Source organism: Methyloversatilis sp. RAC08 (genome assembly GCF_001713355.1).
Classification (GTDB): domain Bacteria; phylum Pseudomonadota; class Gammaproteobacteria; order Burkholderiales; family Rhodocyclaceae; genus Methyloversatilis.
Window position 1 is genome coordinate 458,349 of record NZ_CP016448.1, and the last position, 16,005, is coordinate 474,353.

Annotated in this window: 14 protein-coding genes, 2 tRNA genes and 1 pseudogene; 4 read left to right on the forward strand and 13 right to left on the reverse strand. The window is 65.8% G+C overall.

Annotated elements, in window-relative coordinates:
- Positions 1–456 precede the first annotated feature (456 nt).
- The 3 genes from BSY238_RS02090 to BSY238_RS02100 form a co-directional block, all read right to left on the reverse strand.
- On the reverse strand, positions 457–1,422 hold the full coding sequence (locus BSY238_RS02090; RefSeq protein WP_069037672.1) for an IS110 family transposase: 966 nt from the start codon (positions 1,420–1,422) through the stop codon (positions 457–459).
- A gap of 769 nt (positions 1,423–2,191) precedes the next feature.
- Positions 2,192–2,581, reverse strand: coding sequence for a TraR/DksA family transcriptional regulator (locus BSY238_RS02095; protein ID WP_069037697.1), 390 nt, complete (start codon positions 2,579–2,581; stop codon positions 2,192–2,194).
- Between the two features lie 72 nt (positions 2,582–2,653).
- Positions 2,654–3,283, reverse strand: a complete 630-nt coding sequence (locus BSY238_RS02100) for a hypothetical protein (RefSeq protein ID WP_069037698.1) — start codon at positions 3,281–3,283, stop codon at positions 2,654–2,656.
- Positions 3,284–3,778: 495 nt separating this feature from the next.
- Here BSY238_RS02100 and BSY238_RS02105 point away from each other — a divergent pair.
- Together BSY238_RS02105 and BSY238_RS02110 are read left to right on the forward strand one after the other, a co-directional pair.
- Positions 3,779–4,067, forward strand: a pseudogene (locus tag BSY238_RS02105) (type II toxin-antitoxin system RelE/ParE family toxin).
- Positions 4,064–4,378: a helix-turn-helix domain-containing protein gene (locus tag BSY238_RS02110; RefSeq protein ID WP_069037699.1), complete on the forward strand. Its 315-nt coding sequence runs from the start codon at positions 4,064–4,066 to the stop codon at positions 4,376–4,378. The pseudogene BSY238_RS02105 and the gene BSY238_RS02110 overlap by 4 nt, the downstream one beginning before the upstream one ends.
- A gap of 123 nt (positions 4,379–4,501) precedes the next feature.
- On the opposite strand, the gene BSY238_RS02115 is transcribed toward BSY238_RS02110, so the two are convergent.
- The 3 genes from BSY238_RS02115 to BSY238_RS02125 form a co-directional block, all read right to left on the reverse strand.
- A tRNA-Arg gene (locus tag BSY238_RS02115) sits at positions 4,502–4,578 on the reverse strand.
- Between the two features lie 54 nt (positions 4,579–4,632).
- A tRNA-Ser gene (locus BSY238_RS02120) sits at positions 4,633–4,726 on the reverse strand.
- Positions 4,727–4,801: 75 nt separating this feature from the next.
- Complete coding sequence (locus BSY238_RS02125) at positions 4,802–6,040, reverse strand: aspartate kinase (protein WP_069040385.1); 1,239 nt, start codon at positions 6,038–6,040, stop codon at positions 4,802–4,804.
- Positions 6,041–6,359: 319 nt separating this feature from the next.
- On the opposite strand from BSY238_RS02125, the gene BSY238_RS02130 reads away from it, so the two are divergent.
- Together BSY238_RS02130 and BSY238_RS02135 are read left to right on the forward strand one after the other, a co-directional pair.
- Positions 6,360–6,653 (forward strand): helix-turn-helix domain-containing protein, encoded by a 294-nt coding sequence (locus BSY238_RS02130; protein WP_069037700.1) that lies wholly within the window; start codon positions 6,360–6,362, stop codon positions 6,651–6,653.
- An 850-nt stretch (positions 6,654–7,503) separates the two neighbouring features.
- Positions 7,504–8,469, forward strand: a complete 966-nt coding sequence (locus tag BSY238_RS02135; RefSeq protein ID WP_069037672.1) for an IS110 family transposase — start codon at positions 7,504–7,506, stop codon at positions 8,467–8,469.
- Positions 8,470–8,538: 69 nt separating this feature from the next.
- Here BSY238_RS02135 and BSY238_RS02140 read toward each other — a convergent pair whose 3' ends face one another.
- The 7 genes from BSY238_RS02140 to BSY238_RS02170 are packed head-to-tail and all read right to left on the reverse strand — an operon-like array spanning position 8,539 to position 16,004.
- Positions 8,539–10,857 (reverse strand): secretin N-terminal domain-containing protein, encoded by a 2,319-nt coding sequence (locus tag BSY238_RS02140; protein WP_069037701.1) that lies wholly within the window; start codon positions 10,855–10,857, stop codon positions 8,539–8,541.
- Positions 10,854–11,369 carry a hypothetical protein gene (locus BSY238_RS02145; RefSeq protein ID WP_069037702.1) on the reverse strand — a complete coding sequence of 172 codons (516 nt, stop codon included), beginning with the start codon at positions 11,367–11,369 and terminating at the stop codon, positions 10,854–10,856. The genes BSY238_RS02140 and BSY238_RS02145 overlap by 4 nt, the downstream gene beginning before the upstream one ends.
- Positions 11,366–11,902, reverse strand: coding sequence for a hypothetical protein (locus BSY238_RS02150; RefSeq protein ID WP_069037703.1), 537 nt, complete (start codon positions 11,900–11,902; stop codon positions 11,366–11,368). Before BSY238_RS02150 ends, BSY238_RS02145 begins: the two co-directional genes overlap by 4 nt.
- Entirely contained in the window at positions 11,899–12,465 is a 567-nt protein-coding gene (locus BSY238_RS02155; RefSeq protein WP_223300234.1) for a hypothetical protein, read from the reverse strand. Before BSY238_RS02155 ends, BSY238_RS02150 begins: the two co-directional genes overlap by 4 nt.
- Positions 12,462–13,163, reverse strand: a complete 702-nt coding sequence (locus tag BSY238_RS02160) for a hypothetical protein (RefSeq protein WP_069037704.1) — start codon at positions 13,161–13,163, stop codon at positions 12,462–12,464. The genes BSY238_RS02155 and BSY238_RS02160 overlap by 4 nt, the downstream gene beginning before the upstream one ends.
- Positions 13,153–14,829, reverse strand: a complete 1,677-nt coding sequence (locus tag BSY238_RS02165; protein WP_069037705.1) for a GspE/PulE family protein — start codon at positions 14,827–14,829, stop codon at positions 13,153–13,155. The genes BSY238_RS02160 and BSY238_RS02165 overlap by 11 nt, the downstream gene beginning before the upstream one ends.
- Complete coding sequence (locus BSY238_RS02170) at positions 14,826–16,004, reverse strand: type II secretion system F family protein (protein WP_069037706.1); 1,179 nt, start codon at positions 16,002–16,004, stop codon at positions 14,826–14,828. Before BSY238_RS02170 ends, BSY238_RS02165 begins: the two co-directional genes overlap by 4 nt.
- Between the last annotated feature and the right edge of the window lies 1 nt (position 16,005).

The window sequence follows — 16,005 nt, forward strand, 5'->3', positions numbered from 1 at the left end:
CTGTGTAGTTTCAAATCCTGATCGGACGTTTCCGCGCGGGGCGAAAGCTGTTGCCTTCGATGTACCAAGCATGGGCGCAGCGCGCCAATACGGCTTGCGCTGCATCAAGGCTGCTGAAATGAGGAGAGAAGGTTCACCGAGGCGCGACCTGCATCAATCAGAAGGATGACCACGCACCCTTCGGCATCGATCGATGCCTCAACCCGGCCGTCTGGCCGACGCGACGCACCTTGAAATCAGTGAAGGTCTGGTGGGAGCGGCGAGGTTCCTGTGGGAGCAGTGCTGTTTGTTGTGGGAGCAGTGCTGTTTGTTGTGGGAGCGGCGGCCTCGCCGCGATACGCACTTCGCACGGCGATGGCCGCTGCACTGATCGCGACGGGGCCGTCGCTCCCACAAGTCCCTGCGCTTGAGGCTACGCCGCGGTATCCGGAGCGGCACTGCCCCCTGTGGGAGATTCTATGTCTGAGCACAAGTGTTTTTGTGCTCCCTGGGTTGGTATTGCGAGCCGGTTTTCATGAGAGAGAACGCAACGCGAGCGATCTTTCTCGCGAGTGCGACGAGGGCCTGAGTGCAGGAGAATCCGCGAGCGATGCAGGCCTGATAGAAGGGTTTCCAGGTGGCTGAGCGGCTGGCTGCCATGGCGGCGTTGTGCAGGAGTCGGCGCACCTCCGGGTCGCCCTTTTTGCTCAGGGTGCCGCGGGCGTTCTGGTTTCCCGATTGGCGCACGCACACATCGAGCCCGAGATAGGCGATGAAGGCGTCTGCGCTTTTGAAGGCGCCCCGATGGAAGGTCGCGCACAAGGCGGCGGCGCTCAGCGGACCGACGCCTTCGATACCCTGGCAGCGGCGGTGATCGTCGATCCAGTCGCTGGCTTTGAGCTTTTCCACGATCTGGGCCTGAATCTGCTGGGCGAGCCGGTCGGCCTTGGCCAGCAAGGCGCGCACCTCGCGCTTGAAGCCGGGCAGATCGAACAGGCTCTGGCGCAAGATGACGGCGGTCCGGACCAGGGTGGCGCGACGACGCAGCAGTTGCTGCACGCGTTGCGTGGCCTCGGGCGGCAGCGTGTAGGGGCGCAGGTGCGAGCCCTCTTTGGCGACGTAGCGGGCGATGAGCCGGGCGTCGATCGGGTCGGTCTTGGCCCGCACGCTGGTGGCGCCGCGGTAGCGCGAGAGGCGGTAGCCGTCGATCAGGTAGAGCGGGTGCCCGGCCTTGATCACGGCGTCGCGCAGCGCGAGGTGGTAGGTGCCGGTGGCCTCGCAGCCGATGTGCAGCGGGCCGCTGGGCAAGGTGCGCAGCCAGGCCCGGATGGCTAGAGGGGTGTTGTCGATGCGCTGCACCGGGCCGTGCTCGCCCAGTGCGATATCGAGGCTGGCTTTGGATACGTCGATGCCGATGTGAATCGGCGAAGGCTGACTTGTCATGAACAGGCGCTCCCGACTAAGGTTTAGGGACTTGTCGGGACTCACCAGGCAATCGCTTGCAGGATATGGTCGATCAGGGCCGGCGAGGGCCGCGTCGATGGATTCCTCATGGGTGCTCGATGGTGAGGGGCGGGACGATATCTCCCACGGTCTGTGCAAAAGCCAGAAGCGGCGTTAGTCCCTCCACCCCGACAAGTTCTCACTACAACTTGCCGAGACAGAACATACAAGCGGCGGCTTCGCCGCGATAGGCACGCTGAACTGTGATGGTCATGGCACTGATCGCGACGGGGCCGTCGCTCCCACAAGTCCCTGCGCTTGAGGCCTCGCCGTGGTATCCGGAGCGGCACCACCCCCTGTGGGAGCGGCGGCTTCGCCGCGATAGGCACGCTGAACTGTGATGGTCATGGCACTGATCGCGACGGGGCCGTCGCTCCCACAAGTCCCTGCGCTTGAGGCCTCGCCGCGGTATCCGGAGCGGCGCCACCCCTGTGGGAGCGGCGGCCTCGCCGCGATAGGCACTTTGCACGGCGATGGTCATGGCACTGATCGCGACGGGGCCGTCGCTCCCACAAGTCCCTGCGCTTGAGGCCTCGCCGTGGTATCTGCAGCGGCGCCAATCCCTGTGGGAGCGGCGGCCTCGCCGCGAAACGCACGTTGAACCGTGATGGTCATGGCACTGATCGCGACGGGGCCGTCGCTCCCACAGTCCCTGCGCTTGAGACTTCGACGCGGTCTCCGCGGGCGCGGCCCCTGCGCACGGGCGGCTTCAGAGGCTTGCTGCGGGTTTGTGGCCGCGTTCGCGTTGCGCTTCGCAGGCGACGCAGTACCTGGCCTGGGGCGCGACTTCCAGCCGTTTGGCCGGGATGTCTGCGCCGCACTCGCGGCAGATGCCGTAGTTGCCTTCGGCGATCCGCTGCAGCGCGGCGTCGATGTCGGCGAGGCGCACGACGTCTTCTTCGACACGCTGCAGATCGATCTCGCGGTCGGACGCGCGCTGCGGCGCGTCGTCACCGTCCTGCAGCAGCACTTCGCGGGCGTGCTCGGCACGCGTGAGGCCACCGAGATACGCCTTGCGCCGCGCGCTCAGTTCTTCGTGTTCCTGACGCAGGATGAGTTCGAGGCGCTGACGTTGTTCCGAGGTCAGGGGCAGATTCATGACGATTTCCTCCGTGGGCCATTGGCAGCCCTTTGTGTGGTGTCGGATCCGGGCCCGGATGACAAAACCGCTTCAGCCGCCCAGCGGGCGAGCGATCAGCGACCGTTCGGGCGCGAAGGCAAAGCGGTCGAACAGTGAATACACCGGCGTGTTGCCGTCGCGCGAGCACGAGAAAATGACCTTCGCGATGTTGGCGGTGGTGGACGAGTAAAGCACGATCTGCCAGCTACCCCACGCCGCATCGCTGTGAGCCACCGGGTACTCGGCGCGTCCGAGCAGCTTTCCGGCGGCGTCATAGGCTTCGAGGAAGGGCTGCGCGGTCGCCGCGGTCATGCCTTCCGGCGCTTCCATCGGCTTGGCGTCGATCGAAACCCAGCGCTGCGGTTTCGCGAAGACGGCTTCGATGCCGCCCTGACGTGCGTCGAACATGCAGAGCTGCGGCGGCGCGACCACGGAAATGCCGTTCGGTGCCGATTCCATGCCCCAGGCCGAACGCGCGTATGCGTGCCAGCGCTTGGCCGGTTGGGTCGTGATCGACGCGAAGGTCACGCCCTTGGCTGCGTACTGGGTGTCGATCACAGTGCCCTCGGGCACATCGTCGAACAGGATCACGGTCGCCTTGGCAAACTCCAGCGGCGGGCGCACAACCGGTCCGGTGGGGCGATGAAGTCCCGGATTGATGAGATCGCTGATCTTCGGCATGACACATCTCCATGTGACGCAAAGGCGGGTGCCTTCGACACTTCAAGCATGGATGCCGCGTGGGAATCTGCCTTGCGTTTGATCAATGTGGCGGCGTTCATCGACCGCACATGTCCGCAAAAGACATTTGCATAGTTAGAATCACCAATGGACCAAATATAGTGGCGCTTGCGGCGCTGAGCGCGGCAGCCGGTGCGGATGATCTGGCGCGACCGTCACGGAGGCATGGACGATGGACAAGCACGACCCCGCGCCGGTTGCGCACAGCGCGGCATGATGAGCGGCCCGTCCAATCCCGGATAGCCAGCGCAGCCCGCACAAAGGAGAAAAGCAAGTCTGACGACGGGCTTTTCTTTCCGACTGCCTTTGCGTTATTGCCGCGCCCGGCTCTTCACCCCCCGGTTTTCCGGAACATTCCGCGCTTGCTTGTTATATTGGAAAACGTATAAATTGACGATGAAGTCGATTCTTTGGATGGGCGACAGCCTGAAGGCCATGTCTGCATTCCCGCCTGATGCGAAGCGCGAAGCCGGGTATCAGTTGTGGGCCGTTCAGCAAGGCGGCGACCCAAGCGACTGGAAGCCCATGTCGGGAATCGGCGCAGGCGTGCGGGAGATTCGCATCCGCACCGAAAGCGCCTATCGCGTGGTGTACGTGGCGAAGTTCGAAGAAGCCGTCTATGTTGCACGCCTTCATCAAGAAGACACAGCGCACGTCGAAGGCCGATATCGATCTGGCGGCGCGCCGTTACCGAGATCTGCTGGCAACGATTGAAACGAAATGAGCACACCTGACACGACCATCGAAAGGGGCAGCGGTAACGTCTTTGCCGACTTGGGCTTCGATCCGGAAGAGGCACAACACCTGGCACTGCGATCAGAACTGATGCATGCGATCCGTAAGTATGTCGCGGACAGCGACCAGACGCAGCAGCGGGCTGCCCGCCTGATGGGGGTGACGCAGCCGCGGCTGAACATGCTGCTGAAGGGAAAGATCAACGAATTCAGCCTGGATGCGCTGGTAAGCATGCTCGCAAAGGCCGGAATGCGCGTTGAGATGAAAGTGAAAAAGGCGCCGGCTCGCAAGGCAGCCTGAGGATCATCGACATTCAAACCAGGGTGCTGCCCCCGCCCCGCAGCCCATCACCCATCCCCGACCGCACAAAAGAAAAAAGCCAGTCTGACGACTGGCTTTTCTTTCCGACTGTCTTTGCGTTGTTGGCGCGCCCGGAGCGATTCGAACGCCCGACCCCTTGGTTCGTAGCCAAGTACTCTATCCAGCTGAGCTACGGGCGCGCTGCAAAGAGGCAAGATATTAGCACAAATATACTGCCGTTCAAGCTCTGAAACTGGCGGAGGAGGAGGGATTCGAACCCTCGATACAGGTTTTGGCCCGTATGCTCCCTTAGCAGGGGAGTGCCTTCGACCACTCGGCCACCCCTCCGGTCCTTCCAAAAGCGCGCGAATCATACCGCCTGACCCTGCCCGGGTCAAACGCGCATCGCGCCTGCCGAGCGGATCAAGCCGCCGGCTGGTCGAGTTCGAACGCGCGGTGCAGCACGCGCACGGCGAGTTCGAGGTACTTCTCGTCGAGTACCACCGACACCTTGATTTCGGATGTCGAAATCATCTGGATGTTGATGCCCTCTTCGGCCAGCGTGCGGAACATCTTGCTGGCGACGCCCGGGTGCGAACGCATGCCGACGCCGACCGCCGACACCTTGCAGATCTTGTTGTCGCCCTTGATCTCGCGCGCGCCGATGTGCTGGCGCACGCCTTCGACGATTTCCATCGCCTTGGCGAACTCGCCGCGGTTGACCGTGAACGAGAAGTCGGTCGAGCCGTCGTGGCCGACGTTCTGGATGATCATGTCGACGTCGATGTTGGCGTCGGCGATCGGGCCGAGGATCTGGTAGGCGATGCCCGGGCGGTCAGGCACGCCCAGTACGGTGATCTTGGCTTCGTCGCGGTTGAACGCGATGCCGGAAATGATGGGTTGTTCCATATTGGCTTCTTCCTCGACAGTAATCAGCGTGCCCGGACCTTCGTGGCCCTCGTCCTCGAAACTGGACAGCACGCGCAGCTTGACCTTGTACTTGCCTGCGAACTCGACCGAGCGGATCTGCAGCACCTTGGAGCCGAGGCTGGCCATTTCGAGCATTTCCTCGAAGGTGATGCGGTCGAGCCGGCGCGCTTCGGGGACGATGCGCGGGTCGGTGGTGTACACCCCGTCGACATCGGTGAAGATCTGGCACTCGTCTGCTTTCAGTGCCGCGGCCAGCGCGACGCCGGTGGTGTCGGAGCCGCCGCGGCCGAGCGTGGTGATGTTGCCGTCGGCATCCACCCCCTGGAAACCCGCCACCACGACCACATTGCCGTCGTCGAGATCGCGCCGGATGTTGCGTTCGTCGATGGACAGGATGCGCGCCTTGGTGAACGCGCTGTCAGTCAGGATGCGCACCTGACCGCCGGTGTAGCTGCGCGCCTTCAGCCCGAGATCCTTCAGCGCCATCGACAGCAGGCCGATGGTGACCTGCTCGCCGGTCGACGCGAGCACGTCGAGTTCGCGCGGATCGGGTGCCGGCGACACCTCTTTCGCGAGACCGAGCAGGCGGTTGGTTTCGCCGCTCATCGCCGACACCACGACGATCACCTGATCGCCGCGGGCAACGTAGCGCGCGACGCGGCGCGCCACGCTCTTGATGCGGTCGGGCTTGCCGACCGACGTACCGCCGTATTTCTGGACTATGAGGGCCATCTGTACTTCCGCAGCGTTATACGAAAACCGGCGATTGTAACCGATCCGCCCGGCAGCACGCCGCGCCGCGCTCGCAACCGATGACCGGCTGGCATGTTCGCGGACCGCTCGGCGCACCGGCTTTTCGCGCAGCAATCGAGTTGCAAAAATATGCAAATCTGTTTGATACAGGACGATGCGATCATTTATACTGAATTTCTCTTATGCCTTTAGTGATAGGAGAAACGCAGCATATTTATGCGATTCGGCAAGTTGCCCGGACCGGACTTTCAAGGCAGGCACGGCTGGGTCGTCATTCATTTCTTCAAGGACAACGAGCATGAAATCCACTGACACCATCGATGCACGAGAGATTCGCAAGAAGCTGGGCATGAACCAGTCGCAGTTCTGGTCGCGTCTCGGCGTGACGCAGAGCGGCGGATCCCGCTACGAAAGCGGCCGCAACATGCCCAAGCCTGTTCAGGCTCTGCTGCGCCTGGTTCATGTCGAACAGATCGACATCAGCAAGATCCGTCGCGAAGACATGGATGTCGTCGAGTACCTGCGCGCGACCGATCCGGAAACCTTCAAGCGTCTGAAGAAGGAAGCCAAGGCCTATCGCAAGGCCGGCTGATTCTCAAGCAGCTGAAGACAAGAAAAGGAAGGCTCTGCCTTCCTTTTCTTCGTTCACGGTGAGGCTTCAAGCGCAGGGACTGTGGGAGCGACGGCCTCGTCGCGATCAGTGCCATGACCATCGCTGTGCAAAGTGCGCATCGCGGCGAGGCCTCAAGCGAAGGCGATGTATCTGTGGGAGCGACGGCCTCGTCGCGATCAGTGCCATGATCATCGCTGTGCAAAGTGCGCATCGCGGCGAGGCCGCCGATCCCACAGGCTGCCGATCCCACAGCGGCCGCCTGTGCATCAGGAGTGGCGCGCCTCCGAAGATCACGGCGAGACTTCAAGCGAAGGCGATGTATCTGTGGGAGCGACGACCTCGTCGCGATCGGTGCCATGACCATCGCTGTGCAAAGTGCGCATCGCGGCAAGGCCTCAAGCGAAGGCGATGTATCTGTGGGAGCGACGGCCCCGTCGCGATCAGTGCCATGACCAGCGCTGTGCAAAGTGCGCATCGCGGCGAGGCCTCAAGCGAAGGTGATGTATCTGTGGGAGCGACGGCCTCGTCGCGATCAGTGCCATGACCAGCGCTGTGCGACGTGCGCATCGCGGCGAGGCCGCCGCTCCCACAGGCGCCGCTTGTATGTTCTGTCTCGGCAAGTTGTAGTGAGAACTTGTCGGGGTGGAGGGACTAACGCCGCTTCTGGCTTTTGCACAGACCGTGGGAGATATCGTCCCGCCCCTCACCATCGAGCACCCATGAGGAATCCATCGACGCGGCCCTCGCCGGCCCTGATCGACCATATCCTGCAAGCGATTGCCTGGTGAGTCCCGACAAGTCCCTAAACCTTAGTCGGGAGCGCCTGTTCATGACAAGTCAGCCTTCGCCGATTCACATCGGCATCGACGTATCCAAAGCCAGCCTCGATATCGCACTGGGCGAGCACGGCCCGGTGCAGCGCATCGACAACACCCCTCTAGCCATCCGGGCCTGGCTGCGCACCTTGCCCAGCGGCCCGCTGCACATCGGCTGCGAGGCCACCGGCACCTACCACCTCGCGCTGCGCGACGCCGTGATCAAGGCCGGGCACCCGCTCTACCTGATCGACGGCTACCGCCTCTCGCGCTACCGCGGCGCCACCAGCGTGCGGGCCAAGACCGACCCGATCGACGCCCGGCTCATCGCCCGCTACGTCGCCAAAGAGGGCTCGCACCTGCGCCCCTACACGCTGCCGCCCGAGGCCACGCAACGCGTGCAGCAACTGCTGCGTCGTCGCGCCACCCTGGTCCGGACCGCCGTCATCTTGCGCCAGAGCCTGTTCGATCTGCCCGGCTTCAAGCGCGAGGTGCGCGCCTTGCTGGCCAAGGCCGACCGGCTCGCCCAGCAGATTCAGGCCCAGATCGTGGAAAAGCTCAAAGCCAGCGACTGGATCGACGATCACCGCCGCTGCCAGGGTATCGAAGGCGTCGGTCCGCTGAGCGCCGCCGCCTTGTGCGCGACCTTCCATCGGGGCGCCTTCAAAAGCGCAGACGCCTTCATCGCCTATCTCGGGCTCGATGTGTGCGTGCGCCAATCGGGAAACCAGAACGCCCGCGGCACCCTGAGCAAAAAGGGCGACCCGGAGGTGCGCCGACTCCTGCACAACGCCGCCATGGCAGCCAGCCGCTCAGCCACCTGGAAACCCTTCTATCAGGCCTGCATCGCTCGCGGATTCTCCTGCACTCAGGCCCTCGTCGCACTCGCGAGAAAGATCGCTCGCGTTGCGTTCTCTCTCATGAAAACCGGCTCGCAATACCAACCCAGGGAGCACAAAAACACTTGTGCTCAGACATAGAATCTCCCACAGGTCGCCTATCCCACAGGCCGCCGCTCCCTCAGGGCGCGGCGATCCCTGCTGCGACCATCATGGCTTGATCGTGATATCGGCCGGTGACGGCGGCGACACGGGCAGCGGGTTGCCGTCGCCACCGAGCAGGGTGACGCTGCCGACCTGCACGCTGGTGCTGCCGATCGGTGCCGTCGGGCTGACCCGGAAGCGCACCTCGCTGCGCGCCTCCTGACCGTCACCGCCGGCGATGCTGACCGATGTGCGGCCCGGCGCGGTGACATTGCCCTGCGCGGTCAGCACGTTCGGGTCATACACCAGTTCGACCGTCGCCGGCTGGGCGCCGGCCGGTACCGTCATCGACACGGTCACGCCCGCTTCGCCGCCGATGGCCGCCTCGCCGGTCGATTGCATGCGCAGCTCGACCTGTCCGGGGGCGTCTGCCGGTTCTTCGCCCGGACCTGGTTCGGGCGGTTCCGGCACCAGCGGACGTGCGACCGGCGCGGCCACAGCGGCACCGCCGCCGCCACCCGAACTCGACAGCCTTACACCCTGATCCTTGCCGGTCTTGCGCACCGACAGCGACGGCGCACCGACGGCGGCCTCGGTGCCGGCGGCCAGCGCCGGCATGATGTGCGCCGGGCGGTTCAGGTTGCGCACGATGCGCGGCGTGATCAGCAGAACGATTTCGGTCTTGTTGGTGCTGTTGCGCTCGCTCGAAAACAGTTTGCCGATGATGGGCAGATCGCCCAGCCCGGGCAGGCGCGACGCGCTTGAACGTTCTTCATCGGAAATCAGGCCGGCGAGAATCTGCGTTTCGCCGTCCTTCAGACGCAGTGCGGTCGCGGTCGACCGGGTGCCGATCTGGTAGGCGAGCGAGCTCTGCGGGCCCTGCACTTCGCGCACCACGCTCGACACTTCGAGCGTCATCTTGATGTCAACATCATCTTCGAGGTGGATCAGCGGCTCGACGTCGAGCTTCAGACCGACATCGAGATAGGTGACCGACGCCGACACGCCGACGTTGGCGGTCGAGGTGGTGGTGAACACCGGCAGCTTTTCGCCGATGTGCACCTTGGCCTTTTCCTTGTTCTTCACGCGGATGCGCGGATTGGCCAGCAGGTTGGCCGAGCCGTCCTGCTTGCGCAGGTTCAGGATCAGACCCGGGTTGGAAATGTAGCCGGTGAGGTCGCTGATGTCGCTCAGCGGCACGACGCCGGGTGCGATTTCCTGGCCCGGCAGCTGCACGACGTTGCTGGTCACGCCGGCGGCGGTCGACTGCTGGATCACCTGCTGCTGCGAACGCAGCGCGCCGAAGCCGATCTGGTCCGGGAAATCCAGCCCCAGTTCCTTCAGCTTGTTGCTGCTGACTTCGAGCACCTCGACTTCCAGCATCACTTCGGGTTCGGCCACATCGACCGATTCCACCAGCTGTTCGGCCAAGCGGACCGCGTCTGCGGTGTCCTTCATCACGATGAGGTTGATGCGCTCATCTATATAGATGTCCTTGGTCTTCACCACCGTCTTGATCAGGTTCTGCACCTGCTTGGCCTCGGCATTGACGAGGAAGAAGGTGCGCGTGACCATTTCCTTGTACTCGCGCTGCTTGGCCGCGGTGTTCGGGTAGATCAGCACGGTGTTGTCCGACAGCACGCTGCGCTCGAGCTGGTTGGTGATCAGGATGAGCCGCAACACCTCGGCCACGGTCGTGTTGCGCACGAACAGCGTCACCTTCAGATCGGGCCGCACGTCCTTGTCGAACACGAAGTTGATGCCGGTCGAGCGGGCGATCGCCTCGAACACATTGCGCAGCGAGGTGTCGCGGAACTCGAGCGTGACCGGCTTCTGGAACAGGCCGCCCAGTTCCGCCGGCGCGGTCTGCTTCGGACGGGCCTGTTCGACCTCGCGCAGCATTTCGCGCGCGGCGGTGTGCGTGTTGTCCTGTTCGAGCACGTTGCGCAGACGCGCTTCGGCGCCGCCCATGTCCTTGCGTTCGAGCAGCGTGCGCGCTTCGCGCACCATCGCGTCGTGACGCACGCCGCGCGTCATCTGGTCGCGGATGAACTGGGCGCGCTGGTTGCGCGGGTCGAGCGTCTGCGCCTTGTCGAGTGCCGCGGTGGCTTCGTCGCGCCGGCCGGCCAGACGGGCGTTTTCCGCCTGTGCCAGCAATTTTGACACGGCGACTTCGCGCTGGCGGAAGAAGGTGGCGCGGAATTCGGGGTTGTCCGGCGCTTCCTTGGTCGCCTGTTCGAACAGGCTGAGCGCACGTTCCTGTTCGCCGCTGATGAGCGCCTTCTTGCCGTCTTCGAACGCCTGATTGGTGGCGCACCCGGCCAGGGTGACGGCGAGGAACGCAAAAGTTAGCGCGCGCAGGCGGGCTGGCTGGAATGCAGTCATGGGGCGCTTCCGATGGTCAGGGTCTGCCGCTGCTTGAGCGGTTCGAACATGAAGGTGATGGCCGTAGCCGTCACCGATTCAACGCGGTACTGGTTGTTCAGCAGGTCGCCGGCGCGCGCCGGCAGGATGCGTTCGCCCTGGGCGAGGAACACGGTGATGCCGCCCTCCTCCATCAGCTTGCCCTGATAGCGGAACGGCAGCGGCGGCGCAACCGGCGCCGGCGGCGGTCCCTTGCGCGCCGCGATCGCAGCCAGTGCAGCCGGCGACGGCGCGGGCGGCAGGAAGCTGTGCGTGGCGAACAGGTCGCGCCCGACTTCGGCCGCGGCGCGTTCCGGTGCAGCGGCGATCAGCACGCCGGGCGCCTCGCCCGCTGCCGCCACGGCGCGCGCGGCACTGGACGGGCGACGGGTGTCGGCCGCAGACGGCTCGGCATCGCTTTCGTCGCCCAGGCCGGCGACGTACCACACGGCCGCCAGCGTGGCGGCCAGAGCCGCAATCAGGCCGCGGTTCATGGCGCGTCCTTCATCAGGATGGACACGCGCACGCTGGCATCGACAGTGCCGCGCGCGATGTCTTCACGGCGCAGCACGACTTCTTCCACCAGCACGGCCGGCGATACCTGCTGGATTTCGGCCAGCCAGGTGCGCAGCGCGGGGTAGCTGCCGCGCAGCGGAAAGAGATATTCCTGCCGCGCATAGCCGGCGCCGACCGGCTGCGACTCGCGGCTTTCGACGCGCGCCAGCACGAGCTTGTTGCGCCCGGCCGCCTTCGACAGCGCTTCGAGAATCGACGGCATGCGCGCGCGCGGCACCAGCGAGGCGTCGAAGCGGTCGAGCTGTTCGCGTGGCGATTCGACCGTGCGCCCCAGCGACAGCCGTTCGGCCAGCGCGCTGCGTTCGCCTTCGAGCACGCCCAGTTCGGTTTCGAGCGGCGCCGTGGCACCCAGATGGATGGCCAGCGCAAACGCGAGCAGCGCCACGCCGAGCGCACCAGCCCAGCCGGCACGCGACGCGGCATACAGCAGACGGGCGCGCAGCATGTTCATGCACCCCTCCACTGCAGACGCAGCGAAAACGCGACCACCTGCAGGCCGTCGCGCTCCTTCAGTTCGAACACCTCGATGCGCGGCGCACCGACCGCCTGCGCATCGGCGAAGGATTCGGCATAGGCGAACAGCGCATTGAGGTCGCGCGCCTCGCCGGTCACGCGCAGCACGCCGCGTGCCGCGTCAGGCTCGACCGACAGCAGCGCCACATCCTCCTTGCCGCGCGCTTCGAGCTCGGCGAACAGCGGCTGCCATTCGCGCGCGCGCTGCAGCGACAGCTTGCGTGCGACGTCGATGCGCGCGCGCAGCGCCGGATCGTCCTGTTCGCGGCGCGCCAGCACGCGCGCCTGTTCGGCCTTGCGCGCCTCGCGCCGGTTGTCGTCGCGCAGAGCGGCGACTTCATCTTCGGTGGTCTGCCAGCGGTCGAACGACGCAAAGGCGGCAACGGCGCCGACGGCCAGCAGCAGCCAGCCCATCCAGCCGGGTGCCTGGCGGCGCGCTACGAAATCGAGCTCGGGTGTCGCGGGTCGTGCGCCCGGCCGGGCCATCGATGGCAGCTTCATGCGACCACCCCGCCGGCGACGCAGCGCCAGCCGCGCGGCAGGTTCATCGACGGCGCGCCCTGGACGAACAGCTGGCCGCCATCGAGCGCACCGTCGAACAGGCTCAGGCGACGTTCGAGCAGCGCCGGCAGCGCGGCCGGATCATCGAGCGCTTCGCCGCGCATGTGCAGCCAGCGCCCGCCCGACCACAGGCCCATGCACAGCCAGCCGTGCTGAAGCTGCGCAAAACCGCCCAGTGCGGCGCTGCCGCCGAAGGCCGCATAGGCGCGCAACCAAGCCGGCTGCACGCTGGCGAGCCGTACGCCGATGGCCGCCGCCCAGGCCACCAGTGCCTGCACCAGTGCGGTGTCCATGCCGCAGGCCAGCACGCGCTCGGCGGGCCGGGCGTCCCAGGCAAAGGTCCAGCCCTGAGCGGCGGTACCGAACACTTCCATCATGCGGGCGCGCACCAGCGCCTGCACCTCATCGCGTCCGGCCACGCCGGGCGGCAGCTCGATCACCTGCCAGCGCGTCCAGGCGTTGTCGATCGACACCTCGACCGCGGCGCGGCGCGGCGTGGCGGCCGCCGGAATGCGGGCCAGCGCAGCGGCCAGCGTGTCGTGCGCCAGCGGCTGCACGTCGGCATGCAGACGCTCGCCCGCGCGCGCCAGCGACAGGCCATGCGGCCCGACTTCGAGCAGCAGTGACCTAGACGACAAAAGTGACACGGTTCAATTCCGTCAGACTGGTTTCACCACTGGCCACCAGCACCAGACCCGCTTCGCGCAGCGTGCGCGTGCCGCGCGCCCGCGCGGCCTCTTTCAATTGCCGCATCGGCGCGCGCGTCACGATCAGTTCGCGCAGTTCGTCGTCGAGCACCAGCAACTCCGCAATGGCGCGCCGGCCCTTGTAGCCGGTGCCGCGGCAATGGCCGCAGCCGGTGCCGGCGCGATAGTCGTAGCCGACCGCGTCGGCCAGACCGGATTCGGCGAGCAGCGCGGCATCGGGCTGCTGGGCGACCGAACAGTGGCGGCAGTTCAGGCGCAGCAGGCGCTGCGCGACGATGCCATTGAGCGCCGACACCAGGTTGTACGGATCGACGCCCATGTGCAGGAAGCGGCCGATCACGTCGAACACATTGTTGGCGTGCACCGTGGTCAGCACCAGGTGACCGGTCAGCGCGGCCTGCACCGCGATCTCGGCGGTTTCGCCGTCGCGGATTTCGCCCACCATGATCTTGTCCGGGTCGTGCCGCAGCACCGAGCGCAGGCCACGCGCGAAGGTGAGGCCCTTCTTTTCGTTGACCGGAATCTGCAGCACGCCGGGCAGCTGGTACTCGACCGGATCTTCGATCGTGATGATCTTGTCGAGACCGTGGTTGATTTCGCCGATGGTCGCGTACAGCGAGGTCGTCTTGCCGGAGCCGGTCGGGCCGGTCACCAGCAGCATGCCGTAGGGTTCGGCCGCCAGCTTGCGCATGGCGGCGCGCGCGATGTCGTCGAAGCCCAGGCTTTCCAGCGACAGCGCCTGCAGTTCCTGCGTCAGGTGGTCCTTGTCGAGCACGCGCAGCACCGCGTCTTCGCCATGCACGCTGGGCATGATAGATACACGCAGGTCGATGTCGCGACCGGCATAGGCCACCTTGAAGCGTCCGTCCTGCGGCACGCGCCGCTCGGCGATGTCGAGTTCGGCCAGCACCTTGATGCGCGACACCACCTGCTCGGCGGTGTCGGCGCCGGCGATCTGGCCGATCCGCACCATCACGCCGTCGATGCGGTACTTCACCTGCATGCCGGCCGGCACCGATTCGAGGTGGATGTCGGAGGCCGCCTGCTTGAGCGCGTCGTACAGCGTGGAATTGACCACCCGCACGACCGGGCTGGCGTCGTCGGCGATGCGCGCCAGCGACAGAATTTCGGCCGAACTGGCGCTGACCCGGTCGCTGTCGTCGAGCAGGCCGGTGGACGCGCGCTGGCTGTCTTCGTAGCGCGCCAGCGCGGCGGTGATGTCGTCGCGCGTGGCGACCCGCAACTCGAAACTGGCGGGCAGTGTGGCGGCCAGCCAGTCCTGCAGCGCGCCGTCGTAGGGGTCGGCCACCACGGCGATCAGGTGGCCGGATGCGTCGACGGCCACCAGCACGGCGCGCGCCAGTGCCTCGGAAAAGCGGATGCGTTCGAGCGATGGCGTGAGCGCGTTGAGCGCGGCGCTGTTCATCGCCGGCAGGCCGAGCTGGGCCGCCACGCGGGCGCACATGGCGTCCGGCGTATCGCCCGACAGGTCGATCAGCGCCTGCATGATCGAGCCGCGTCCGGCGCGCAGCCGGGCACGGGCGATCAGGTCGGCGGGCACGCCCTGCGGCGCACCGGCAGGCAGGGGGGCGTTCATTGCAGGCTTTCCGCGAGCTGGAAGATGGGCATGTACATCAGCACCACGACGCCGCCGATCGCCAGACCGATGCCCAGCATCAGCAGCGGACCGAACAGACGGGTGGCGCGGTCGAGCCAGCGCGTCATTTCCTCGTCGTGGAAGGCAGCGATGCGTTCCATCATGTCGCCCAGATTGCCGGCCCGTTCGCCGACGCGCAGCATGCGTGACGCCACGGCGGTGCTCAGGCCGACCTCGGTGAAGGCGTCGGACGCCGAACGGCCTTCGCGGATCGACAGCAGCGCGCGCGACAGGCTCTGCTGCATCGGCAGCGGCAGCAGCTCGCGCACCAGTTCGAGCGACTGCACGACCGGAATGCCGCCGCGCAGCAGCATGCCGACGGTGCGGAAGAAGCGCGCCAGCCGGAAAATCCGCATGCGGTCGCCGATGCCGGGCAGGCGTTCGAGCTGCGCCATGAAGCCCTGCCGGAATGCCGGCTGGCGCAGCGTCCAGCCGAGGCCGACGACGATGGCGACCACCGCGATGCCGAGCGCGCCGGAATTCGCCTTCACGAAATGACCCCAGGCGAGCAGCCACTGAGACGCCAGCGGCAGTTCGGTCGAAATGTCTTCATACACCTTGGAAAACTGCGGCACGACGAAAGCCAGCAGGAACATCACCACCAGCAGACCGACCACCAGCAGGATGACCGGGTAGGTCGCCGCTGCGACCAGCTTGCCGCGCACGCTTTCCAGCTGTTCGCTGTAGGCGACGTAGCGTTCAAGTGCCTGATCGAGGTCGCTGGTGCGTTCCGAGGCGCGGATCATCGCCACCAGCAGGTCGGGAAACACCGAGGTCTGCGCCGCCATCGCCATCGACAGCGTCTTGCCCTGGCGCAGCGCGTCGATCAGTGCCGTGAGCACGGTGCGCGACAGCGTGCGCCCTTCCTTGTCGGCCATCACTTCCAGCCCTTCGACCAGCGACAGGCCGGCGCGCAGCAGCGCCAGCAGTTCCTGGCAGAACAGCAGCACCGGAAAACGCTGGCGCGTGAAGCTGAGCGTGCGCGCACGCGCAGCCGACAGAACGGTCAGGCCGTCGGCCTGAACCTGGGCGCGGGCGGACATTTCGTCCGACGCCTCGATCTGAAGCTGGGTGATGCGATTGGTGACGTCGAGGGCCCGGATGCGGAAAAGCATG